Source organism: Paenibacillus sp. cl6col (assembly GCF_900102125.1).
Classification (GTDB): Bacteria; Bacillota; Bacilli; order Paenibacillales; family Paenibacillaceae; genus Paenibacillus_B; species Paenibacillus_B suaedae.
In genome coordinates, this window is sequence record NZ_FNAZ01000003.1 from 679,560 (window position 1) to 702,447 (window position 22,888).

Annotated in this window: 24 protein-coding genes; 2 read left to right on the forward strand and 22 right to left on the reverse strand. The window is 48.7% G+C overall.

The genetic code is table 11. From position 1 onward, the window contains the following. Nucleotides 1–13: 13 nt before the first annotated feature. From BLS15_RS11090 to BLS15_RS11140, 11 genes are all read right to left on the reverse strand, one after another. Complete coding sequence (locus BLS15_RS11090; RefSeq protein WP_260612227.1) at nt 14–439, reverse strand: cytidine deaminase; 426 nt, start codon at nt 437–439, stop codon at nt 14–16. A 57-nt stretch (nt 440–496) separates the two neighbouring features. Continuing rightward, a complete protein-coding gene (gene deoC / locus BLS15_RS11095) occupies nt 497–1,162 on the reverse strand; it encodes a deoxyribose-phosphate aldolase (protein WP_021256911.1) in 666 nt (221 codons plus the stop codon). Between the two features lie 248 nt (nt 1,163–1,410). After that, nucleotides 1,411–2,346 (reverse strand): sugar-binding transcriptional regulator, encoded by a 936-nt coding sequence (locus BLS15_RS11100; RefSeq protein WP_021256912.1) that lies wholly within the window; start codon nt 2,344–2,346, stop codon nt 1,411–1,413. 256 nt (nt 2,347–2,602) lie between these two features. Further along, nucleotides 2,603–3,202, reverse strand: a complete 600-nt coding sequence (locus tag BLS15_RS11105; RefSeq protein ID WP_021256913.1) for a TetR/AcrR family transcriptional regulator — start codon at nt 3,200–3,202, stop codon at nt 2,603–2,605. A gap of 92 nt (nt 3,203–3,294) precedes the next feature. Further along, entirely contained in the window at nt 3,295–4,830 is a 1,536-nt protein-coding gene (locus BLS15_RS11110; RefSeq protein WP_090511427.1) for an MDR family MFS transporter, read from the reverse strand. A gap of 272 nt (nt 4,831–5,102) precedes the next feature. Continuing rightward, nucleotides 5,103–5,945, reverse strand: a complete 843-nt coding sequence (locus tag BLS15_RS11115) for a DUF4367 domain-containing protein (protein WP_021256915.1) — start codon at nt 5,943–5,945, stop codon at nt 5,103–5,105. 504 nt (nt 5,946–6,449) lie between these two features. Further along, nucleotides 6,450–7,403, reverse strand: a complete 954-nt coding sequence (locus tag BLS15_RS11120; protein ID WP_090511430.1) for a DUF4367 domain-containing protein — start codon at nt 7,401–7,403, stop codon at nt 6,450–6,452. Beyond that, on the reverse strand, nt 7,363–7,953 hold the full coding sequence (locus BLS15_RS11125; protein WP_021256917.1) for an RNA polymerase sigma factor: 591 nt from the start codon (nt 7,951–7,953) through the stop codon (nt 7,363–7,365). The genes BLS15_RS11120 and BLS15_RS11125 overlap by 41 nt, the downstream gene beginning before the upstream one ends. Nucleotides 7,954–8,300: 347 nt before the next feature. Next, the gene (locus BLS15_RS11130; RefSeq protein ID WP_021256918.1) at nt 8,301–9,146 is read right to left on the reverse strand and encodes a DUF4097 family beta strand repeat-containing protein; all 846 of its coding nucleotides are present in this window, start codon (nt 9,144–9,146) and stop codon (nt 8,301–8,303) included. A 181-nt stretch (nt 9,147–9,327) separates the two neighbouring features. Further along, nucleotides 9,328–10,050: a 4'-phosphopantetheinyl transferase family protein gene (locus BLS15_RS11135; RefSeq protein ID WP_021256919.1), complete on the reverse strand. Its 723-nt coding sequence runs from the start codon at nt 10,048–10,050 to the stop codon at nt 9,328–9,330. A gap of 173 nt (nt 10,051–10,223) precedes the next feature. Continuing rightward, the gene (locus BLS15_RS11140) at nt 10,224–10,574 is read right to left on the reverse strand and encodes a YrdB family protein (protein ID WP_021256920.1); all 351 of its coding nucleotides are present in this window, start codon (nt 10,572–10,574) and stop codon (nt 10,224–10,226) included. 177 nt (nt 10,575–10,751) lie between these two features. Between BLS15_RS11140 and BLS15_RS11145 the strand changes: the two genes are divergently transcribed. Both BLS15_RS11145 and BLS15_RS11150 read left to right on the forward strand, forming a co-directional pair. Continuing rightward, on the forward strand, nt 10,752–11,336 hold the full coding sequence (locus tag BLS15_RS11145) for a TetR/AcrR family transcriptional regulator (protein ID WP_090511433.1): 585 nt from the start codon (nt 10,752–10,754) through the stop codon (nt 11,334–11,336). A gap of 201 nt (nt 11,337–11,537) precedes the next feature. Continuing rightward, nucleotides 11,538–12,770 (forward strand): hypothetical protein, encoded by a 1,233-nt coding sequence (locus BLS15_RS11150; RefSeq protein WP_090511436.1) that lies wholly within the window; start codon nt 11,538–11,540, stop codon nt 12,768–12,770. Between the two features lie 190 nt (nt 12,771–12,960). Here BLS15_RS11150 and BLS15_RS11155 read toward each other — a convergent pair whose 3' ends face one another. The 11 genes from BLS15_RS11155 to BLS15_RS11205 all read right to left on the reverse strand — a co-directional run bounded on the left by BLS15_RS11155 (nt 12,961) and on the right by BLS15_RS11205 (nt 22,880). Beyond that, on the reverse strand, nt 12,961–13,728 hold the full coding sequence (locus tag BLS15_RS11155) for a DODA-type extradiol aromatic ring-opening family dioxygenase (protein WP_021256923.1): 768 nt from the start codon (nt 13,726–13,728) through the stop codon (nt 12,961–12,963). A 94-nt stretch (nt 13,729–13,822) separates the two neighbouring features. Further along, complete coding sequence (locus BLS15_RS11160; RefSeq protein WP_028531348.1) at nt 13,823–14,458, reverse strand: NAD(P)-dependent oxidoreductase; 636 nt, start codon at nt 14,456–14,458, stop codon at nt 13,823–13,825. A gap of 181 nt (nt 14,459–14,639) precedes the next feature. After that, nucleotides 14,640–15,077, reverse strand: coding sequence for an Rrf2 family transcriptional regulator (locus BLS15_RS11165; protein WP_021256925.1), 438 nt, complete (start codon nt 15,075–15,077; stop codon nt 14,640–14,642). A 572-nt stretch (nt 15,078–15,649) separates the two neighbouring features. Beyond that, nucleotides 15,650–16,504: a phenylacetic acid degradation operon negative regulatory protein PaaX gene (gene paaX, locus BLS15_RS11170; protein WP_090511440.1), complete on the reverse strand. Its 855-nt coding sequence runs from the start codon at nt 16,502–16,504 to the stop codon at nt 15,650–15,652. A gap of 126 nt (nt 16,505–16,630) precedes the next feature. Continuing rightward, entirely contained in the window at nt 16,631–17,053 is a 423-nt protein-coding gene (locus BLS15_RS11175) for a thioesterase family protein (protein ID WP_090511444.1), read from the reverse strand. Nucleotides 17,054–17,108: 55 nt separating this feature from the next. Next, nucleotides 17,109–18,308, reverse strand: a complete 1,200-nt coding sequence (locus BLS15_RS11180; protein WP_090511448.1) for a thiolase family protein — start codon at nt 18,306–18,308, stop codon at nt 17,109–17,111. Further along, nucleotides 18,286–19,059, reverse strand: a complete 774-nt coding sequence (locus tag BLS15_RS11185) for a 3-hydroxyacyl-CoA dehydrogenase family protein (RefSeq protein WP_175460754.1) — start codon at nt 19,057–19,059, stop codon at nt 18,286–18,288. Before BLS15_RS11185 ends, BLS15_RS11180 begins: the two co-directional genes overlap by 23 nt. Next, nucleotides 19,049–19,927 carry a 3-hydroxyacyl-CoA dehydrogenase family protein gene (locus BLS15_RS11190; protein WP_021256930.1) on the reverse strand — a complete coding sequence of 293 codons (879 nt, stop codon included), beginning with the start codon at nt 19,925–19,927 and terminating at the stop codon, nt 19,049–19,051. The genes BLS15_RS11185 and BLS15_RS11190 overlap by 11 nt, the downstream gene beginning before the upstream one ends. 3 nt (nt 19,928–19,930) lie before the next feature. Further along, a complete protein-coding gene (locus tag BLS15_RS11195; protein ID WP_036592569.1) occupies nt 19,931–20,731 on the reverse strand; it encodes an enoyl-CoA hydratase-related protein in 801 nt (266 codons plus the stop codon). 14 nt (nt 20,732–20,745) lie between these two features. After that, nucleotides 20,746–21,528, reverse strand: a complete 783-nt coding sequence (locus tag BLS15_RS11200; RefSeq protein WP_021256932.1) for an enoyl-CoA hydratase-related protein — start codon at nt 21,526–21,528, stop codon at nt 20,746–20,748. Continuing rightward, nucleotides 21,525–22,880 (reverse strand): phenylacetate--CoA ligase family protein, encoded by a 1,356-nt coding sequence (locus BLS15_RS11205; RefSeq protein WP_090511457.1) that lies wholly within the window; start codon nt 22,878–22,880, stop codon nt 21,525–21,527. The genes BLS15_RS11200 and BLS15_RS11205 overlap by 4 nt, the downstream gene beginning before the upstream one ends. Nucleotides 22,881–22,888 lie beyond the last annotated feature (8 nt).

A 22,888-nucleotide genomic window follows, 5' to 3' on the forward strand; every position in this document is an offset into this window, starting at 1 on the left:
TTCTATCTTTGTTTTACTCGCTATCCTTTTCCATATCGGCACCTGAAAACGCGCCAGGAAGCAGTTGGGACATTGTCCATTCCTCTGTGTCACCCTTAAGATTCGTCAAGTAAATCTTCGTATCACCATCGCAGAACTCTGCCAACACTTGGCGACAAGCTCCACACGGAGATACAGGCCCTTCCGTATCCGCAACTACAGCAACAGCTTCTACCTTACGTTTGCCTTCCGATACAGCCTTGAATACAGCCGTTCGTTCCGCACAGTTCGTCAAGCCATAGGATGCATTCTCTACGTTGCAGCCACGATAAATGGTTCCATCCGCTAAAATAGCCGCCCCAACCTGGAAATGAGAATATGGTGCGTAAGCCTGCTTGCGCGCCTCCAGCGCTTCTTGAATCAACTGTTCTTTCATGGGCTGATCCTCCTCATTGGACAGTGAATCATCCCTTCCATAAGCGACTCGCCTACCGAAGGAATGATTCACGTCTCTATTTTAATAAGAAGATGTCGATGTAATGCCATTCATGATGCTGACGCCAGAGCTTGCTCCAATTCGAGTTGCTCCCGCTTCAATCATGTTGTTCACATCTTCCAAGCTGCGAACACCGCCAGAAGCCTTCACACCTGTCTGCTGGCCAACCGTCTTGCGCATAAGTGCTACATCTTCACGAGTCGCACCGCCTGTCGAGAAGCCTGTAGATGTCTTCACGAAGTCAGCTCCTGCCTTCACAGCCAGTTCACAAGCGCGAACCTTCTGCTCATCAGTAAGCAGGCAAGTCTCAATAATGACCTTGACGAGCGCTTTGCCTGAAGCCGCTTTCACAACCGCCTCGATGTCCTTCAGTACGAATTCATCGTTGCCGGCCTTCAGCTCTCCAATATTAATAACCATATCAACTTCGGTTGCACCACCTGCAATCGCATCTTGTGTCTCCAATGCCTTAACAGCAGATGTAGATGCACCGAGTGGGAATCCAATAACCGTACATACCTTAACTTCTGTACCAGCAAGCTGCTCTGCACAGTAAGCCACCCAAGTCGGGTTAACGCACACCGAAGCGAATTGATACTGCTTCGCTTCCTCAACCAGCTTGGCAATATCCGCTTGAACAGCGTCTGCCTTCAACATCGTATGGTCAATCATACGTGCTATGCTCATGCTGCACACCCCTTATATTCTTGTGTCATATCCATTTAACAGTTGTAATATTGATTTCATGGGTATCATATCATGCGGTCTGAACAGATGTAAAGCTTGCTCAGAAATTTTGTTCATTACAATATTATGAACAGCTTTCTTACAATATTTTGAACAAAAAGCGCATAAAAAATCCCTCAGAATAGAATATGGGGCTTCGCCTCCACGTACCTACTCTAAGGGCTTCCATTGTCGCTGCATAGCGGTAATTATTGCAATAATGCTTGCGCCGTAAATTGATCGGTTACGAGTATATTGGCATATTTACCAACAAGCGCTGCACGGATCGCATCAATCTTGCGCTGTCCCCCTGCTACAAGTATCGACTTGTCCTTCTCTCGCAAATCCGACAAATCAATTCCTACGGTTCGATCATTAATTCCTTCACTGCAAATGCGGCCCTCCGCATCGAAGAATCGCGAGCATATATCACCAACACCTCTGCTCTGCAGCAGCTTCTTCTCTTCACTGCTGAAGTAGCCAAGCTGGAACAACAATGCATCATCATTCACCGTACCCACGGTGAACACCGCAATATTGGCCTGCTTGCCAAGCTGAATGATTCGGCGGATATGCCGATCCTCCTCCACCATTTGCTTCAAGGCGACGCTGTCAAATATAACGGGCAGCGGCAAATAACGGGCAATCGTATGAAAGGCTGATGCAAACAGATTCACCGTCTCCGCCGCATAAGTATTCACATGCGAGTGGCTAATGCCTCCCTTGAGCTGTACGACCTCAACGCCTCGAACCTGCTTCTGTTGAAGCTGCTGTGCAACTGCATGCATCGTACGTCCCCATGTTACACCGATAATATCTGTATCTTGAACCGTTTCGGCTAAATACTCAGCTGCTCGCTTGCTAATATGTTTCTGAATTTCCTTGTATTCGTTCGCCGGCGAATAGCAGACGAGTGCCGTATCCAGTCCATACCGATGTCTAAGTCGTGCTCCCAATGCGTCCAGATCCTCAAGCGGATCGACAATATCGATCCGTACGAACCCTTGCTCCTTTGCATATTGCAGCAGCCGGGATACAGTCGGACGGGATACCCCTAACTTGGCTGCAATGTCCATCTGACTATAATCCGATAAATAATATAATCTTGCCGCTTCAATACTCAATCGCTGTTTGTCATGATCCATGTCTACAACCCACTTTTGTGAAATGATTCTATGAATATGCCGTCAACACGCATAGGCAAGACAGCCGCAACCTTACTTCATTGAACCTATACTATCATAATCTGCAGATATGTAAACGCTCACGAACGAATCAGAGACTTCTGCCCAATTGTGGACAATCGTGAAACATTAGTTCCAAACCCTAGATTTCCATCACTTTATGAAGCCTTATTCTATTATTCAATAATTCAGTAATTACCAATCCCAAGCGGGGAAATTATTTAAACATGCGAACAATCATGTCACAATCAGGCATGCTGAAATATTCTCCCGCTTCAATCTTCATAAGCGCCAGACCTTGAATCATGGACCAATACAGCGTAGCCAGCCGCTTGGCATCCCCGCCGTGAATCTCACCCCTGCGCTGACCTTCCTCTATTATCCCTACCATATGCTTCATTGGACTGGTTAATTGCTGCATCTGTGACTTCACGGAATCCGGCATCGATTGATACGTAGAGGCTTGCAGCATAATGTGATGATAATACACGGCCTCTTCGCGCTCCGCGAACGCACTTAAAATTTGCTGCGTCATCCATGCAATCTGATCCAAGCTGTTCCCTTGAACCGACACCGTCATCAGCATCAATTGATCGGAAGATTGCAGTGCCCGTTCCACTAAGGTTGCGAATATCTCATCCTTCGACTCAAAATAATGATAGACAAGACCATGACTCAAAGAAGCTTCCTTCGCAATGTCGCTAATCTTGGTAGCTACGAATCCTCTATTGGAAAATACCTTTAAAGCGCTGCTTAAAATCTGTTCCTTACGCTCGTCCCGAATCAACTTATTTTGATCCGCATTTCTAGGTGACATATACATACAGCTCTGCACGAACAGCAGCTAATGGAACTAGCAACCGCATGGCTGAGCCCCCTCCTTTACACAATGAATCATTCTACGAATGCCTATACAGATGTATGATCCGAATGCTTCGACTGTACAGCATTTGACGCATGAAACCGCTCATTCCCCATCAAGACACCCATCGGCAGAACCAGGGCCGCAGCTATAACCAGCAGCCAGAAGCCGGAATGAATAGATGCGACGAGCGACGCTCTTAATGCTGCGGCTGCATGGTCTGGTAACAGCGATGTGGACCCAATCAGCATTTGCGCATTGCTCAACTTATCCAGTACTGCCGAATCCAGCTGCAAAACCGAAGCCTGACGCTGAATTTCTGTTGCCAGATGCTGATTTACAATGGCCGCCATAATGGATGCTCCAAGCACGCCGCCAATCGTACGAAAGAAGGTAACCATCGAGGTGGCGACTCCTCTGTATCGTTCAGGTGCAGTAAGTGTTGCAGCCGTCTGCGCATTCGGCATAAGGATTCCAATCCCGACACCTATTAAGGCTGTATTTCCCCTAACATACCACATATTTACGTCAAGCGGCAGAGTCGTAAATAAGAATGCACTCATTCCCATAAGACTTGACGCGAGCAGCACCGATCCCCTCCAACTGAGCCGCTTCATCAGCATTGTTCCCAGTACAGTACCAACCATAACCGAGAACATCATCGGCGTTAGCGCGTTCCCCGCATCCTTCACGTTTCCCCCAAGCCCCGCCTGAATGAAAAATGGAATGTAGAGCAAAGCACCATACATAATCATCCCTTGAACAAAGGAAGCTAGCGAAACGCCAGCAATCGTCCGATTGCGGAATAAGTGAAGAGGGATAATGGCCTCAGATGCCCGCAGCTCGATCCCGATAAATAGAACCAGTGCCAGTGCCCCACCTAGCAACATAAGCAGCACTTCCCACGATCCCCAAGCATAGTCCTCACCCGCCAGCTTGAATGCCAACAAGAGAATAACAGTTGTCACAATAAGAAGCAGCGCACCGGCATAATCTACCTTCGGCTTGCCTGTATCAGCGCGTGATTCAACCAATGACCAGCACATGATGAGGATTGCTGCGATACCAAACGGAATATTCACGAAGAAGTTCCAATGCCAGTTGAGCTGTTCCGTAATAAAAGCGCCGATTGTCGGCCCAACGACAGAAGAGAGTGCATATACCCCCATAAAGAGAGCTTGGAATTTGCCTGCACGTTCCTGCGGAATAATCGTAAAAATAAGCGTGAACGTAATCGGCATGAGGAAACCAGCTCCAAGTCCTTGAATTCCTCGAAAGGCAATAAGCTGAGTCATTGAAGTTGCGAGCCCACATAGCAGGGAGCCTCCCGTGAAGAGGGCCAATCCTGCAATATAAAATCGCTTGCGCCCATACATATCGGACAGCTTCCCCACTACCGGTATGATCGCTGTTGATGCCAGCATGTAAATCGTGAATACCCACGATACAACATCTAGCCCACCAATTTTCTGAACAATGGAGGGCAGTGCAGTAGATACAATTGTTTGATCCAAGGACGACAGGAAAATACTTAACAGCAGGGCTGCTATCGTCCAATTTAGTTTGTTACGGTTCATTTCCATACGAATGTTCCTTTCTGCAATACGGTAATTTGCGGCGGGTTTTTATATTGACTAATTATTCAATCAAAAATATTGTAGAACCACCCTCACAAATAATCAAGTTAATATTCAGAATTCACCCTCTCTTTTTTGTATTCATGAACAAGATCATCAAATAACCGCCTCAAAGGTGGTTTTTTGTTTCTCGCGTTTCACGCTCTCAACTGGCTAAAGCCTAAATAACAAAAACGAGAACCCGCTCCAATTCGCTTTGGAGGGGATTCCCGTTTTTGTTATTTACTATTTATAAGTTCCAAATAGCTTTCAGCAATTTTCATCAAGCTTTCTTTGCTGATTTTATCGCTGTTTCCTTGGACATTATAGGCGTATCTTTTCTTTTTGTCCGGGCTCTCGTATACCCATGTCAGATTGTGCACATGCGAAGGACCAAATTCTGTATGCAGCATTTCTACCCCCTTCACTTGAACCTTTTCCTGTTCAAACTCACTTTGCTCGTCAATATACATTCCTCCATTCTTTTTGTTCAGATTAGTGATCGTAACCTGGATTGTATCCTCTCCATTTCGATAAGTGACCCAAATGTTGGAAAATTGATCTGTCATTTTAATTGGCATCATGGCATATCCCTTTTTGGACTTTTCTGCCTGTTTTCTCAGCTTTTCCGCCATCGCCTTTTTTTCTTCCGGAGAAGGCGGATTTACTTCCTGAACATTTTTAAAGAGCACTTCCGCTTCTTTGAATTTATAATTACCATTGACACTGTCTGCAATCTTAACGGATTTATCCGTAATCTTATCGCGCAATTGAGCGAGATTTTGGAATGGAGTCAACTTAGTTCCAAGATTTGTTTGATGATCCGGGTTATTGGCAACCATATAGAACAGCCCAGCTTCCCCGTTCTTTAGCACCTTCTCCTTAAGTTCAAAAAATGCATTGAACCGCTTTCTTTCATCTTCCGATTCTGTTTTTCCGGACTGTTGCGTCTTCGTCGATTTCGTCTCATATACAACTTCGCCATCCTTATTCTTCAAAGAATGATACTGTACGGCCGCGTAACTCGTAGAGACCGTCAACATCATCCCTACAACCGCAGTCAAAGCAACTTTATATTTCACGAAAAACCTCTCCTTTTCTTTTTGCTCAGCACACAAAATTTGCATAACCTATCCTGTTAAGTCGGAGTCGGGAATGCACGGATTCATCAAATTAGCCCGTTTCAATCTACAAGTCAACCTCGAATTTTGCCGTATTCCATCCGGCACCTCTGCGATGATTGACTTAACTCCGCGTCATTCAAGCCCTCCCCCCCTTTCACTCTATACAACGAACAGCTGGGCTAAAAATGTGACAACATAAAAAAATCATTCCGGTAACCACCGGATCTGACGACAAAAAACCTGGATCATCCGCCGTAATATGGCTGGCCTTGTTCTTGAACCGATTCAATCATAAGGCGTGCAGCCTGATCTGACCGGTTAAAATAACCCCACAAAGTGACGTGTAGCCTTTGAAGCTTATTCCGATTACTTTGCGGGGACCCCGGAAGTTTTTGATATGTAAAAGAAAACGGGAACCCGCTCCAATTCGCTTTGGAGCAGCCCCCATTTTTTAGTCGTTTATTATTCCAAATAACTTTCAGCAATTTTCATCAAAGCTTCTTTACTTACCTTATTTATATCTCCATCTATCGTATAGACGTATCTTACCTTTTTGTCAGGGCTCTCGTATACCCATCTCAACTCATGCCACTTTGAACGACCCCAATCTGTATACAGCATTTCTACTCCCTTCACTTGAACCTTCTCCTGCTTAAACTCTACTTTCTCGTCAATATACAATCCAGCGTTCATGCTCTTTCCACTCAGATTAGTGACATTAACCCCGATTTTATCCTCTCCATTTTGATACGTAGCATTGAGAATGAAAAACTGATTTGTCATTTCAACCGGCATCATGGCATATCCCTGATTGGATTCTTCCGCCTGCTTTCTCAGTTTTTCCGCCAGCGCCTTTTGTTCTTTCAGAGAAGGTGGGTTTACTTCCTGAGCATTTCTAAAGAGCACATCCGCTTCTTTGAATTTATAATTTCCATTGACACTGTCTGGAATCTTGATGGACTTATCCGTAATCTTTTCGCGTAATTGAGAGAGATTTTGGAATGGCATCGCCTTCGTTCCAAGATTTGTTTGATGATCCGGGTTATTGGCAACCAGATAGAACAGTCCAGCTTCACCGCTCTTTAACATCTTCTCCTTAAGTTCATGAAATGCCTTGAAATGCTCTTGTACATCTTTCGTTTCTGCTGGTCCCATCTCTTTCGCCGATTTAGTCTCATATACGACTTCGCCATCCTTATTCGACAATGAATTATACTGAACGGCCGCGTAACCCGTGGAAGCCATTAACATCGTCCCTACAATCACAGTCAAAGAAACTTTATATTTCACAAAAAACCTCTCTTTTTTTGGGGGTTCGGCATGCAAAATACTCATGATCTTTCCTGTCAAGTCGGCGTCGGGAATGCGCGGGTCATTAAATAATTTTTTTAAATCCCGATCCTTGTCCATATTCATACACTCCCAGCCCCTTTACATGAGCATAATGCTCTCGGAATTTTGCAGCCGTACGTTCGTATTTTTTACGCAGGCTTGCGCTGCTTTTACCCAAAATCAAACCGATCTCCTGGTAGCTCTTATCCTCGACGCAACGTAAAATTAATAAGTTCCGCTCTTCGGCCGTTAATTTTGACAAGGCTCGATGAACGGATTCATCAAAATAGTTAGCTTCAATCTGCAAATCGACATCTTTATTTTCCTTCTCGTCCCGGTAAAAAAACGGCAAATATTTCACCAGCTTCCGCTTGCGGATCATATCAATGCATTGATGATAAGCAATCTTGTACAACCAGGCTCGAAAGGGGACCTCACTCTGATATTTCCGCAAATTGCGAAATGTCTTTAAAAATACTTCCTGTGCGTTATCCTCCGCTTCGGTATAATTGCCGAGCATGTGATAACAATAGAGAAAAATCGGTTTTTGGTATTTCTCCATAATCATTTCAAATTTTGCTGTGTTCCCATCCAGAACCTCTGCGATGATCTGACTTAACTCCGCGTCATCCAAGCCCTACTCCCCCCTTCCACTCTATACAACGAACAACTGGGCTAAGAATGTGACAACATGAAAAATAATTTCGGTAACTATAGGATATGACGACAATAAAACGACCTGCGGATTAAGGTAAATTGAGGATAAAAGGGCACGCAACGACCAATTCGTTCCCAGCACTTATGAGGGGATGTAAATGGGGACATAATCTGTCCATATGTAGGGTTTAACCTTTCCTTGTTTCTAAAAAGGAAACTGAAGAATGGGAGGCCGCCAGCATTTCAAAAAAAAACTATATACGCAAATCTCGATAGAAAAAGAGGCCGGGTTTCTCGTAGCGTTGAAACGGCCCCTTTCCGACATTATTTGATTTTTTCCAATATCATTTTCCCAGACGAAGTCGTTACATCCAGAACAGGCGACTCCGATGTGGCCTGATTGACACTTGCCTCGAAATTTCTCTTGCTTTCCTTATGCTCGAGCGTTACCGGAATTTTCAAATCGGCACGTTCCAGCTTCGTATCGCCTACAATTCGAAATACCGCGTCCGGCTGGACTCGAATGGTCGCATTGCCCGAACTTGTATGAACGCGAACCGATTCATGGAATGGATCAATAGCCACATCTACGTTGCCAGAGGAAGCCTCTACACTTCCTTTTCCCGCCATTCTTCCGAGTTCAATGTTGCCCGAACTAGCTTCCACTTTATATTCCTTCCCCGCATATCCTTCAACGGATATGTTTCCGGACGAAGCTTCGACAGACAATTGGCCAGCTTCAATCTCACCTGTCGTAATATTACCGCTCGAAGCTTCTATCTTCAATTCCTCATAGACCTTCGCGGGAACTTCAACCTCTAGCGATAGAGATATGTTGGAATATAACTTTCCCATTATTGGCCCCACCTTGATCGCTAGCTGATCTTGATCCATTTCCGTGGACAGGAGTTGTTCTTTCTCTTCTTCGCTGCCATCGAATGTACCTTTTAATTGAACTTGAATCGAATCGCTAGTTCCAATCTTATATTGGATGTTGGAGCTCTTTGTCTGAATCGAGATGCGAGATACATTCCCAGCGTCCAAAGATCGCTCTACATGAACAGGGATATCTTTCGTAGAAAGCACATTTGATATTCCTTGCTTACATGCGCTTAGGCCGAGTAGAATAGGGATCATCAACATAGCAGTTATCCATCTTTTGTTATTCAATTTGATTAATCTCCTTTATGAAATTACAAGATAATTACATGATATTGGAATGATTTATCCGTATGACGCTGATTAGGATCACCGCTACTTCAACTTGTGAATTCCTCGAAGCCTCATTACCTCATCCATGAATCATCATTTGTAATGCGTCCAATCGTACAAACTGCAATAGTCTTATCTGTCAGGTCGCAGACGCAGCATGGGCTCGCAGATCTACATATCGCTGCAAAAATTCTGAGGCTTTACTAACGGCACAGGTCTCTGGCAGCCGCTTATACGCCGAGCAAGCAGTCATCTTATAATCAGGATGAACGGAATAAGACTTCCAATAATACGGGATGTCGCTAGGTGACGCTAATTGCCATGCAGCTTCGCCAGTCAGACTAGGGGTGAACGAACACAAGTCAATAGGCATGGATAACCCTTTGCCATCAGCCTTCACATAACTTTCCTTATAGGTCCACAGCTCGATAAAGTGCTCCATCCGTTCGTTTACTGGTACAGAGTCAAGCACCCGCTTCTCATCGATTGACAAAATGCTTGCAAAGCTCCCTAGCTCCATATCTTCATCAATCTGTTCTATATCAATCCCTACTGGGTGATCCTGATCGTTCGCAATGCCGACAACCCATGTTCCTGAATGCGAGATATTGAATTGAATGTGATGGTAAGGCCCACTCATATAAGGCTTGCCGAACTGATCCGCTTGAATCGCAATTTGATCAGATGAACAGCCTGTCATCTCTATTATTAAGCTCTTGGCAACGAGCTCACTTAGCACACAACGAATAGAGTCCATCTCTCGATAGAAACGGCCTACCCTCTCTCTTCGCTCTGGCGATAGAAAAGGCAGCCAGTCGTTCAGCCTGATCATGCTGTCAATTCGAACGGCAATTACTTTCATGATGCCTCCTTCTGCCATACATTCCTGATATATGACAAAAATTATACACCCACCCCAATCATACTACAATATTTCCCTTTATTTCCTCTACATACGATCCACGTGAATAAAATAAAAAACACCCAACTGCACGAGTTGAGTGCCACTGAGTAACGGTTACTAGATGACTGGTTTCACTGATTCCACATATACATCAACAACCAATTCCCCACCAGAACAATGAGAAAGATAGCAGCCCACACATGCTTTCCTACCACGTGCAGCGATAATGCAGCCAGACCAAAAAAAGCGGCCTCGAACAGCGCTCGGATCCAGCCTTCAAGCGGTATCATTGCCTTGGGAGAGCCAAATGTCCCCCATATCAACATCGCCACGATAACGGAACCACCACCGAGCAAAACCTTCGTTAGAGTACTGTTGCCCCTCTGTATTCCCCAATACGCAAAAGCTGCCAATGTACAAAGCTCCAACACGAACCGCAATCCTAAATTACATATTTGCAACACGTAGATGAACGTATCCATGCTCTCTCCCTCCATCTGATAGGAATCCACACCAAAAAACAAACGATGTTATTGAATTAACTAATTACATTAGTTATAATATATCTAGATGGGGTCAATTGTCTATTGGGCATTGGCTATTTACAATTAACTAACAGTGAATGAACTGAATGACTTAACAACAGAGGAGAAATGAACATGTCACCAAGAGTTGGTTTGACTCCCGCAATGATACTAGAAGCAGCTACCCTAATTGCGGACAAACAGGGGATCGAAGCAGTTACGCTGGCTTCATTAGCACAGCAGCTGAAGGTACGCCCCCCGTCCCTATATAATCACGTTGACGGTTTGCAGGGAATACGACTTTTGTTGTCTATTCATGGCCTGGAGCAATTAAACCACGCCTTGACACGTGCAGCTATTGGACGTTCAGGCGATGAGGCTGTTTGCTCGATAGGCAAAGCATATGTTGCCTTCGTCCGCAATCACCCTGGACTCTATGATGCAACACTCCTAGCCCCTGATCCACAAAACGCGGATGTGCAGCGTGTCAGTACGGAAATTGTTGAACTGGTCGTTCAAGTCCTGCATGCATATGAACTTACTGGCGATGCTGCGATTCATGCTGCACGCGGTCTTCGCAGCTTACTGCACGGGTTCGCATCATTGGAGCAAAAGGGAGGCTTCGGCATTCCCCTCGACCTCGATGTCAGCCTAGAACTGCTAATCGATGCTTTTATTGCCGGCATTCACACGATCAAGGAATCTGCAGGGCCGCAATAGACAGCAATCCCACTCAACCAAAATCAAGAATTGAAACATCGTTTAGACTAGCAACTTATTATTCGATACCAGTAGGACGCGTAAATGCCGGTCGAATGATCGGCATTTGTTCATCCGTGTATGCTGCTGACGAAATTTTGAACATTCCCCCTACGCACATATCCGCCTGTTCCATTCTAATCCGAGCAGCGGGTGATTCATGTGGATGAAGAAATTCAACGATTGGAACAGGATCAGCAATCGGTATCTAAGTACGCAGAGCAGTATCAGCGCTTTCCCGAGCAGATGAATCAGTCTAGAAATTCCGTCTCCCAGATTGTCGAGGAGCATCGCTTGAAGCTCGTGCGTATCGATCCATACGGCAAGATTGAAGAAGCACAGCAGAGTAATGAGCAGATGCTTGATCGCCTGAAGCTTGGAGAAGTTCCTGTCACGGCACAGCATGCCGAGCGCGCAAGCCTACTGCTCGCTGAAGCTGTCCAGATCACGCAGCGTCTAGCGGACTTGAAGTTGAAGAATGCTCGTGATATCCAGTCGATAGTGACGAAGCTGTCCCAATATGCAGCCCAGGATAGGGAACTGTCTGCATTGACTGCACGTGCACAGACGCAATATCGAGGCAAGTACTGGGAACAGGCTTGGAGGCAGTATCGTGAGGAGCTTCAGGCTGTAGATACCGTACAATCCGCACTTCGTCGAGTGACTCAATGGTGCAATGAGGACGTGCAGGAATATGAACAAGCAAGAAGCGAACTCGATCACATCCTTGCACTCCTTCAGAAGCTCGATCAAGCGGCTGAGCATTACAGCGACTTAATTCGCAAGCTCGATCACAAGCTGGAGGAAGCGAAGCAGATGCAAGCATCTGCTGAAGACAGCTTCGCTCAAGGCTTGCATACGATCGATCGCCATCGTATCTGCTCCAACTGGCTGCAGCAGGAGAAGAGCTTGGCAGCCATGCAATCCAGCATACGCCAGCTCCTGGCACAGCAGCCGTATGATATGGATTTACTTACAGATACGGGAACACGATTCATGAATGAAGCAAATCAATTCTTGAGTGCAGTCGAACGTGCCGCGATTCAAAAACAAAATGTGGAACAGGAACTGGCTAGAATGGAGCAGCCATATCGTTCATCCAGCGCCAAATATGGCAGCAGGCTGAATGTTCACCAATATGGCTCACAGTTCTCATCCATTAGCACTGACGTTGATCGGTTAATGCATAATGGTGCTTATGACGAGGCCGCACGCAAATCAGGCATCCTTACAGCAATGGAGCAAGCTTACGAATCGATCATAAGACAAGAAAGACAGCAAGAGGAAGCGGCCGCACGGCAAGCAGCTAATCGCAATACGAGCGGCAACTCATCTGGAGGATCAAGCTGGGGCAACAACAATAATTCTAATTCCTCAGGCGGATCAAGCTGGTAAGCAACATGTTGAAGGATAACACAATTGGATAACACAACTGTAGGTAACTTTGCTCATCTAGTTACCTTAGGTTATCTTAGGTTATAACAGGGTAACCATTGCTACCTCGCAAGTGCTGCATAGCAAGAAGAGAGCTATCCCAGTCACAGTATTCCAGTGTAAGGATAGCTCTCTTTCGATTGTAGAAGCATTACGTAAAGGACATGCACATATAGCTGAGTGTCCCCATCTCATAGCTGCGATGAATGACCTTCGGATCATAGGCAGCTCCTGCACTTCCAAGCGCAATGAAGAATGGGACAAAATGTTCTGCCCGCGGTACTGCTAATGCAGCATGCGGAGCATGCTCCCGATAAGCTGCCAGTTCACTCCATTGCTTCTTCTCCAGCTTCTCAATGAGCCAGTCATCGAACTGAACTGCCCAAGCTTCCGGCTCTGTCTGCTCCCACTTCAACATGCGCAAATTATGCACGGTCGCTCCGCTGCCTATGAGAAGAATATCCTCATCCAACTCACTTAGTGCCTCACCGATTAGCAGCTGCTGCTCTGCGGGAAGGAATGGGTTTACCGAGATTTGTACGACCGGAATATTCGCATTCGGATACAAATGCTTCAACAACGACCATGAACCATGATCTAGACCGCGTGATTCATCACGGTTTACGGCAATCCCACGTGCTGACAAGCAGCGTTCTACTTCAGTGGCAATTTCGATGGAACCTGTAGCCGGATACTTCACCTGAAACAATTCATCTGGAAAACCATAGAAATCATAGATCGTCTCATACGTTCCAGTTTGGAACGATATTGTAGTCTCTTCGGTTTCCCAATGGGCACTGAACAGAACAATCGCCTTCGGCTGCATGCTTGCTCCGAGCTCAGTTAGAAAACGAGTATATTCATTATCCAATATGGCAATCATCGGCGAACCGTGACTAAGAAAGATTGATTTTGGCATCTCGATTCTCCTTTATTGTTCAACTATGCTGTATCCTGGAGCCTAGCCGCAGCTAGGCATCCATTCATAACGTTTGAATTGTAAATCGCAACGATTAATAAGCTGCTGTGAAGCGACGGCCTGTAAATTGCGGGTTCTCCACTTCATCCAAGATGGCCACGGAGAAATCTTCTGCTGAGATGCGGCTGTTGCCTTCTGCGTCTACAACCAATTGGTCAGTACCAGTACGATATTGTCCAGTACGCTCTCCTGGCTCGATCATGGCAGCAGGACTTACATTCGTCCATGCCAATGTGGATTCATGACGATATACATCAAGCGCGTCACGGTGAGCGAGTGCAATTGGCTTCCATGCATCTGGGAAGTCCGGAGTATCCACCACTTGAACGCCTGGAGCCACTTCAAGACTGCCCGCTCCGCCAACGGAAATCAAGCGCTCAACACCTGCCTGTTTCACCCCGTTAATCAAGGCGCGAGTAGCTTCGACAAGCGCAGATTCTTCACCCATCTTAGGACCGATGGAACTAATCACAACATCATGGCCTGCTGTACGCTCCGCAACACTTGCAGAATTCAGAATATCTCCGGTTACCACTGTCAAGTTCGCATGCGACTGTGCAACACGTGAAGCATCACGAACAACTGCCGTTACCTCATGTCCTCTAGTCAAAGCCTCGTTCACAATACGTTGTCCAATTGTACCTGTAGCACCATATACTGCAATTTTCATAATCATCGATCTTCCCTTCTATATTCAATATTCGTTATTGCCTTCAAGTAAGCAGTGCACGCTCACAACCACAATAAAACTTTAATGTAATAAAGGAAGTTACAACTAACCCGCGAAAAACTCCATTAGTCACTGGAGTATTTCTAATTCGGATTGATAACCGCCTGCATCCTAGAACGATTTACTCATTCTCTTCCATTCGATCCTTCAGGTCAACTGCCAGATGATCCAAGGTCATTTCTGCCAGCACCTGCTCCATGGCGGATTGCGCACGCAGCATAACCAGTTGTAACACCGATTCTATATTGGCTCCGATTGGACACTTCGGATTCGGATGATCATGGAACCCGAACAACTCTCCCTCTTCAACAGCCTCTACAGCACGATATACATCAAGAAGCGTAATATCGCCTGCCAGCTTGCTTAACGTTGCCCCACCAGTTCCAGGTCGTACATCGACGAGTCCAGCCTTTTTCAATTGAGACGTTACCCGCCGGATAACAACAGGATTCGTGTTGACGCTGCCCGCCATCCACTCCGACGTATGATGGGCGTTCGGTTCAAGCGCCAGCAAGGATAGAATGTGGACGGCTACACTAAAGCGGCTGCTTATCTTCATGCTGCTCACCCTTTCGTGTAACCATTATAGTTACAACCAGTTTGAATTGTCAAGCTTCCTTTTTCCACCTACAAATGAATAGCGGCCACGCCGTTCGATATATTGGCGCACACCGCTATCTCACTTAGTGATAACACACTGTAATCCTCGCAATTCCCTATATGTCAAGCTGCCTATTTTGAATTTTGGCACAAATTACAGAAGCAAAGCGCTTATCTTTATGTGCAAATTGAAATGTAGGACATTTATTTGTACGTTTCCCTAGTAACTAAATTCGGATTCAACCAAATGATTCCACAAACAGGAAAGCTATATTATACACAAACATACAGAATGAGGACAAGTATTCATAAAGGAGGAGACACGTAATAAACCGCAAAACGCACTATTGGAATCAATTAAAAGCTGTTTACTCGATGTCTTATGACCTTGCACAAGCTTCCATTAAAAGCAACGGTAATACGACCCTACGTTAAAGCACGGAAGCAAAAAGGCTGCAAAGAGCCCTTATAAATCAAAATTCATAGAGATTCATTTTCCCGAGATATGTACCTATGCAAATGTTCCAAATGTTATGCATGCTCGATATTGCGAAGCGGAAGCGCATCAGGAGAAGGTTCATATACTTGTTCAAAAAAACGACTGGCCCCTGTATGAAGCAAATCATAGTAGTTATGGAACAATTGATCCGCTTCCTTGCCTAACCACACATCTGGCAACAGCTCTTCAGGGAAGTCCGGATCAATGAATAAGAACTTCCGGTACCAGTGAACCAGTTTGCTCTTCTCTACGAAGCAGTAGCCGTCAGGTATGGTATCCCCCTGCTGCATCATCGTGAGCAATTTTTCATAACTTGGGCGGTATACCTCAATAAATTCAGCATAAGCCGCATTAATCTCATCGATGTTCCAGCACTTCTGCACCAACTGCCTAGATTTGCTCCAAGCGATATGATCCGCCTTAAAAATTTCCACATATCCGGATATCCCTCGTGATTCCACGATGTCCCTCACCTTGTCAGTCAGATCGTTAGGGCTGATCCAGGTGCTCGTCGTCAACATGCCGAAGCCGAGCCATGCCAGTTCCTTGCGCAATTGATCCCGTATGCCCCGATCCTTTTCGGGAATGTTGTAGCTCGCAATGCGCCATTTGCCATCCCACACATCTGTCTCTTGCTTATAAATGCGGGCCGCCGCCTCATCCAAGCGCCGCTTGCCGCGCGGGGACATTGAATAATAGCTGCGATTTCCCACCTTGCGCGACTCCAGCCACCCTTGGCGCAGCATGCGCGAGATAGCGGCCCGTACGGCCTGTTCGGTCAAACCGAATTCCCCCATCAGGGCGGTCAGGCTCCCAACCCAGATTTCGCTACCATAATGACGTACATACTCGCCGTATATGGTAAACAGCATCGATTGCGGCCTCATGTTCACCACTCCTAGTCAATCACGTGATTTCCAAATGTTGTATCTCGTCAAATTGTATCACTTGATTCTCCATAGCTCAAGCAAAATGGAGGGCATGTCGGAGTGGAGGAACCACCGCTCAGCTTGTCAAGATAGCTTCTGCTCTTCTTCCGCCTTGCGGCGCAAAGCCGTGAGCCGCTCTGCCATCGTATTTTTATAGAAAATCGCCTGCGTAAACGTTCCTTTCCCGACTAGATTGATTCGCGTCTCTGCTGTCACCTCGCACACCATGCGCTTCGCTCCCACCTCGACACATACAGCTCGAAACGTTACCTCCTGTCCGGCGACCGCAGGCCCTATATGCTTGATATCAAGAGCGAGCCCCGAAGCTTCTTCCTCTTCGTCCAAAAAAGGAACGATCATCTCTCGACCAGCCTTCTCCATATAGTAAATCATGGTGACGGTAGACATAACTTCGTGAATGGCCGTGCCGTCAAAAGCAGGATACATATCCGGTGTAACAGTCACAGCAAAAGCTATTTTAGCGCCTGGAACCAATCCTTGCTTCACGTCGATTCCTCCTCGCCAAAAAAATCAACCCTGCCCATTCAGGCTGCCGGCCTGGTCATATTCGCTCAATTATAGTGGCGATGCCTTGACCGACACCGATGCACATCGCAGCCAAGCCGTAACGAACCTCTCGGCGCTCCATCTCATTGAGCAGTGTCGTTAATATCCGAGCCCCGCTGCACCCGAGCGGATGCCCAATCGCAATCGCCCCGCCGTTCACATTCACCCGTACCGGGTCGATATTCAACTCCCGCATGCTGGCAATTGCCTGTGCAGCAAATGCTTCATTCAGCTCGAACAGATCAATGTCCTCGATACTCAGTCCAGCCTGCTGAAGTGCTTTGCGCGCGGCCGGCACGGGGCCGATTCCCATCACGGACGGATCGACGCCAGCAGATGCAGCAGCAACTACGCGGGCGCGTGGGCGAAGTCCAAGCGAATGGGCGGCCTCCTGTTCCATAATGAGCAGCGCCGCTGCCCCGTCGTTCAGTCCCGACGAGTTCCCGGCCGTCACAGTTCCCCCTTGCTTGAAGGCCGGCTTCAACTTCTGCAACTGCTCTAGCGTCGTCTCAGGACGAGGATGTTCATCCTGCTCGATCTTCATGATCTGGCCCTTGCGCCCAGTCACCTCCACCGGAACAAGCTCGGCTGCAAACTTCCCCGCTGCTTGGGCTTCAGCATACTTCCGTTGGCTGGATAGCGCAAACTCATCCTGCGCCTCCCGACTGACGCCGTATTGCTCCGCCACGTTCTCCGCCGTCTCCCCTAGACTGATGGGAGGATAGAGAGTGGCCAGCTTGTCATTGGTCATCCTCCAGCCCAAAGTCGTATCGTAGATCTGCTGGTGCCCACGCTGAAAAGCGGCCTCCGGCTTCATCATCACATAAGGTGCCCGCGTCATGCTCTCCGTTCCGGCAGCAATATACATATGTCCCGCCCCTGCCATAATGGCATAGGCGCTTTGCTGAACGGCCTCCATGCCAGATCCACATAGGCGATTTACCGTCACGCCCGGCACCTCGACCGGCATTCCAGCCAGCAGCAGCGACATGCGCGCCACATTGCGGCAATCCTCCCCCGCTTGATTTGCACAGCCAACAATAACGCCGTCTACCCGCTCCGGGGCGACTGGATTCCGCTCCAACAGGCTGCGAATAACGATCGCGCCCAGATCATCGGAGCGCACACCCTTGAGCGCTCCGCCGTAGCGTCCGATCGGCGTACGTATCGCATCAATAATTACGGGTGTTGCCATCTTGTTCCCCCCCAATATCATAGGAATAGAAGCCTTGGCCGCGGCGGGAGCCAAACCGGCCTGCTAGCACGAGCTTGCGCAGTAGCGGAGCTGGGCGGTACCGCTCTTCACCCAGATCGCGGTGGAGCCCGCTCAGAACCGCCAGCACATCATCCAGCCCGATTCTGTCTGCCCATTCAAGCGGACCGTACGGATAACCGGTTCCCAGCTTCATAGCCGTATCGATATCCGCAGCGGAAGCCGTCCCTTCCATTAGAGCGAAGGCAGCTTCATTTACGATTAAGGCGAGAATGCGCGGGAAGACGAGCCCCGCCTCATCCTGCACAATGTCTACCTGTTTACCCAAAGAGCGGAACAGTTCCTCCAGACGATGAAGGGTTTCCTTTGATGTCTGCAAGGCAGGAGCCACTTCAATCAACTCGCGTTCTTCCAGGGGTGCGAGCGTTCCGAATCCGCATATTCGCTTCGGTTGAGATGCCCATGATGCGATCTCAGTGGCAGAGAGAGCTAACGAGGTAGCCGCGATTGGTATTTCTGGCGGTAATAGCCGATCCATTTTCACGATGTTGGCCTGCTTTTCAAGCACATCATCATTGGTTACTTCCATACCGTATCGAACCGAGGAGAGGGCATCCCTGCACTCCTCCGACTCTGCCAAGGAAATAATCTGATATCCGCTTCGTTCTAGCAGCACATGAAGGCCTTCGCGCAGCGGGCCGTTCCCATCCAACAGGATCGTGTTATTGGTCATATGAATAAAACCCCTCTCCTGTCTTCCTGCCTAAGCTTCCTGCCTGCACCATGCGCTGCTGTATCCGGCTCGGCTTGAAGCGGCTCTCATGATTGAACCGGGTATAAACCGATTCCGTTGTCGCCAGGTTCACGTCGAGACCAATTAGATCCTGCAGCTCGAACGGCCCCATTTTGAAACCGCCAGCCTGCTTCATAATGCGATCAATCTGCTCCGGTTTAGCCACTCGGTCGCTTATGATGCGCAGCGCTTCATTATAATAAGGTCGGGCGACGCGGTTGACGATAAATCCGGGCGAGTCCTCCGCCAACACAGGCACCTTGCCAAGTTCCTCCGCAAACCTGCGAGCTGCAGCGACGCAGGCATCTGCCGACTTGTGGCCGCGGATGACTTCCACGAGCGGCATCACCGGCGCAGGGTTGAAGAAATGAAAGCCTATGATGCGCTCCGGATGAGGCAAGCCTGCTGCAAGTTCCGTAATGGAAAGGGAAGACGTATTGCTCAGCAGCAGAGCATCACTGCTGCAAAGCTCTGTTAAGCGGGCGAACACAGAGCGCTTCAACTCCAGATTCTCGGGGATCGCCTCGATGACGATCGAGCATGAGCTTAATGCTGCCATGTCCTGCACTAACTCAATAAGATTATGTGTCGACCGTTTCTCCTCCGCCGAGATTTTCCCCTTCGCAACATCCTTCGACAGAACCGTACCAATATAGGTTTGCGCAGCTTCCAGCACCTCTGGCTTAATATCCTGCAATCGAACACGGCGACCCCGCCGAGCGCATACGAGCGCAATCCCCGCTCCCATCGTGCCAGCACCGATAATACCGACCATGCCGAGGCTTCCTCCGGAAACATAGTCTTCCATCGGCTATACCCCCTTGAACATAGGCGGCCGCTTCTCTAGAAAAGCCTGCATGCCTTCCCGGTGATCCTGCGTGCGTCCGGCAATCTCCTGGGCATATGCCTCCTGCTCCAGTGTCTCCGCCAGCCCCTTTTCCAGTCCCCGGTTCATTGTCTGCTTCATCAACCAGATCGCCCGCGTTGGAAGCTGAGCTAGCTTGGCTGCAAGCTCATCTGCTTCCTCGTCCAGCCGTTCGGCAGAGCATACGCGATTGACCAAGCCAATCCGATGCGCCTCCTTCGCCGTAACGCGATCCCGAATCGTGGCAATTTCTATCGCCTTGGCCAAGCCGACAAGGCGCGGCAGGAAGTAGCATCCCCCTGAATCGGGAACAAGCCCTATATTAATGAATGCACTGACAAAATAAGCCCGCTCAGACATCACACGCATATCACAAGCAAGAGCGAGGCTCATCCCTGCTCCTGCCGCTACGCCGTTCACAGCCGCGATAACCGGCAGCTCCGTGTTGCGAATTTGCATAATGAGCGGATTGTAGCGCGAACGCAGCATGTCGCCGTGGTTTGCAGCTCCGTCCTGCCCGACCGCACTGCCGGCACCCGGCACATCGCCCAGATCCTGCCCTGCGTTGAATGCTTTGCCCGCTCCGGTCAGGACAATACAGCGCGCCGCAGCATCTTTGCCTGCTTGACGGAACGCATCAATGATCTCGGCGATCATCTTCCCGGTGAAGGCGTTGTACTTATCCGGCCGATTCATCGTGATCCGGGCTACGCCTGCTGATACTTCGTACAGAATCGTCTCATACACAGCCATGATTCCTCCTATCTGCCCTTGAATTGGGGACTTCGCTTCTCTTGAAAAGCAAGCATGCCTTCCTTCTGATCCTCGCTCGCGAACAACAGATGGAAACATTGCCGCTCAAAATCAAGACCTTCGGCCAGCGAAAGATCCTGCGCCTTGCGAACGGCCTGCTTAATAAGGGAAACAGCCAGTGGCGGCTGGTTGGCAATGCGCCGCGCAAGCTTCAGCGCTTCCTCCAAATAAAGCTCAACTGGAGCTACCTTGTTAATTAGACCACAGCGTAGAGCCTCTTCCGCGAGCATCGTATCCCCGGTCAGCAGCAGTTCCATCGCCTTGCGCTGCCCCACTGCCCTGGTCAACCGCTGCGTTCCTCCAGCACCAGGCATAACGCCAATACGAATTTCCGGCTGCCCGAAGCGCGCCGTATCCGAGGCAACAACGAGATCACAGTTCATCATCAGCTCACAGCCTCCACCGAGCACATATCCGCTCACAGCGGCGATGATCGGTTTAGCGATGCCGCCGATGCGATCCCAGACATCGAACTGCCGCTTCAATAGCAGCGATACAGCGGATTCATCCGCCATTTCCCTAATATCCGCTCCGGCGGCGAAGGCCTTATCATTTCCTGTAATAACTAGCACCTTCACAGCATCGTCCCGATCCATTCGTTCCAGCTCGACCACCAGTTCCTGCATCAGCTCGCGATTCAAAGCATTCAACACGTCAGGCCGATTCAGGGTAAGCACACCTACAGCGCCGTCCACCGACACGGTCACATTCCTACTGCCCATCTTCGTCATCCCGCCCCCACTCCTTCACTTTCTTGAACGTCTGCCGCTCGCTTGCGGTTATCAACAATGCGTACTGCTTTTCCCTCGCTGCGCGCAATCGAATCCGGCTCATTCACATGCAGTAAAACAGAGACACCGAGCGAGCATTTGATCGCCTTGCCGATCTCCTTTACCAGCTCGGCAACCTCCTGGCTTTCCAGAGCGCTGCCTACCCGATTCCAGAATTCCGGCGTAATCTCGCAATGAATCTCGAAGCGGTCAAGTGCATTGTCCCGCTCAATGACGACTTGATAATGGGGCGCAAGTTGGGAGAAGTTAAGCAGCACAGCCTCGAGCTCGGTTGGGTAAACGTTGACGCCGCGTATAATCAGCATGTCATCTACTCTTCCTTTAATCCGGGACATCCGCATCGTCGTGCGGCCGCATTTGCAGGTACCCGGGTGAAGCGACGCAATATCGCCCGTCCGGTAGCGGATGACTGGGAATGCTTCCTTGGTCAGTGAAGTAAACACCAGCTCGCCTTCCTGCCCGTACGGCAGCGGTTCACCCGTCTCGCGATCGACCACCTCCGCCAGAAAATGATCTTCGGCAATATGCAGACCATCCTGCGCTTCCTGGCACTCGATAGCGATACCTGGCCCAAGCACCTCACTCAATCCATAAATATCAATCGCCTTAATGCCAAGAGCATCCTCTAGATGGCGGCGCATTTCCTCCGACCAAGGCTCCGCGCCAAAAATGCCGTACTCGATGCTCGTTGAACGGGTATCAATGCCCTGCTTTCGCATTTCCTCCACCAGATTCAAAATATAAGACGGTGTACCTGACAACCCGCGCGGCTTGAAATCCTGAATAAGCGTAATCTGGCGCGGTGTATTCCCTCCCGACACGGGCACAGCGACTGCGCCCAGACACTCGATGCCATAATGCAGGCCCAATCCGCCCGTGAACAAGCCATACCCATACGCGTTGTGGAAAATATCCCCGGGTCGACCGCCTGCGCAGCAAATGGCGCGCGCAACAATTTCCGCCCAAGCTTCAATATCCTGCTTCGTGTACCCCACAACGATCGGCTTGCCTCTCGTGCCGGATGAACCATGGATACGTACAACTTCGCTCATCTCGGTCGCGAACAATCCGAACGGATAATAATCGCGCAGATCGGATTTCTTCATGAACGGCAGGCGGCGGATATCATCCAAACTGCGAATGTCCTCCGGATCAAGGCCCGCCCGATCCAACGCGGCACGATGAAAAGGTACTCGGTCATATGCCCGCTTGACGGCGTGGCGGAGTCTCTCCAGTTGGAGCGCTCGCATCCGTTCATGCGGCATCGTTTCCATTTCGACATTGAATATCACGCGCTACC

What these genes read in the sequence shown, in the direction of transcription:
- BLS15_RS11185 (WP_175460754.1), bottom strand. Translation starts at nt 19,059, where the DNA reads ATGACCAATAACACGATCCTGTTGGATGGGAACGGCCCGCTGCGCGAA.
- BLS15_RS11155 (WP_021256923.1), bottom strand. Translation starts at nt 13,728, where the DNA reads ATGCCAAAATCAATCTTTCTTAGTCACGGTTCGCCGATGATTGCCATA.
- BLS15_RS11135 (WP_021256919.1), bottom strand. Translation starts at nt 10,050, where the DNA reads ATGAAAGTAATTGCCGTTCGAATTGACAGCATGATCAGGCTGAACGAC.
- deoC (WP_021256911.1), bottom strand. Translation starts at nt 1,162, where the DNA reads ATGAGCATAGCACGTATGATTGACCATACGATGTTGAAGGCAGACGCT.
- BLS15_RS11165 (WP_021256925.1), bottom strand. Translation starts at nt 15,077, where the DNA reads ATGAAGATAAGCAGCCGCTTTAGTGTAGCCGTCCACATTCTATCCTTG.
- BLS15_RS11100 (WP_021256912.1), bottom strand. Translation starts at nt 2,346, where the DNA reads ATGGATCATGACAAACAGCGATTGAGTATTGAAGCGGCAAGATTATAT.
- BLS15_RS11200 (WP_021256932.1), bottom strand. Translation starts at nt 21,528, where the DNA reads ATGACGAAGATGGGCAGTAGGAATGTGACCGTGTCGGTGGACGGCGCT.
- BLS15_RS11110 (WP_090511427.1), bottom strand. Translation starts at nt 4,830, where the DNA reads ATGGAAATGAACCGTAACAAACTAAATTGGACGATAGCAGCCCTGCTG.
- BLS15_RS11120 (WP_090511430.1), bottom strand. Translation starts at nt 7,403, where the DNA reads ATGAATATGGACAAGGATCGGGATTTAAAAAAATTATTTAATGACCCG.
- BLS15_RS11105 (WP_021256913.1), bottom strand. Translation starts at nt 3,202, where the DNA reads ATGTCACCTAGAAATGCGGATCAAAATAAGTTGATTCGGGACGAGCGT.
- BLS15_RS11160 (WP_028531348.1), bottom strand. Translation starts at nt 14,458, where the DNA reads ATGAAAATTGCAGTATATGGTGCTACAGGTACAATTGGACAACGTATT.
- BLS15_RS11180 (WP_090511448.1), bottom strand. Translation starts at nt 18,308, where the DNA reads ATGGCAACACCCGTAATTATTGATGCGATACGTACGCCGATCGGACGC.
- BLS15_RS11145 (WP_090511433.1), top strand. Translation starts at nt 10,752, where the DNA reads ATGTCACCAAGAGTTGGTTTGACTCCCGCAATGATACTAGAAGCAGCT.
- BLS15_RS11140 (WP_021256920.1), bottom strand. Translation starts at nt 10,574, where the DNA reads ATGGATACGTTCATCTACGTGTTGCAAATATGTAATTTAGGATTGCGG.
- paaX (WP_090511440.1), bottom strand. Translation starts at nt 16,504, where the DNA reads ATGAGGCCGCAATCGATGCTGTTTACCATATACGGCGAGTATGTACGT.
- BLS15_RS11190 (WP_021256930.1), bottom strand. Translation starts at nt 19,927, where the DNA reads ATGGAAGACTATGTTTCCGGAGGAAGCCTCGGCATGGTCGGTATTATC.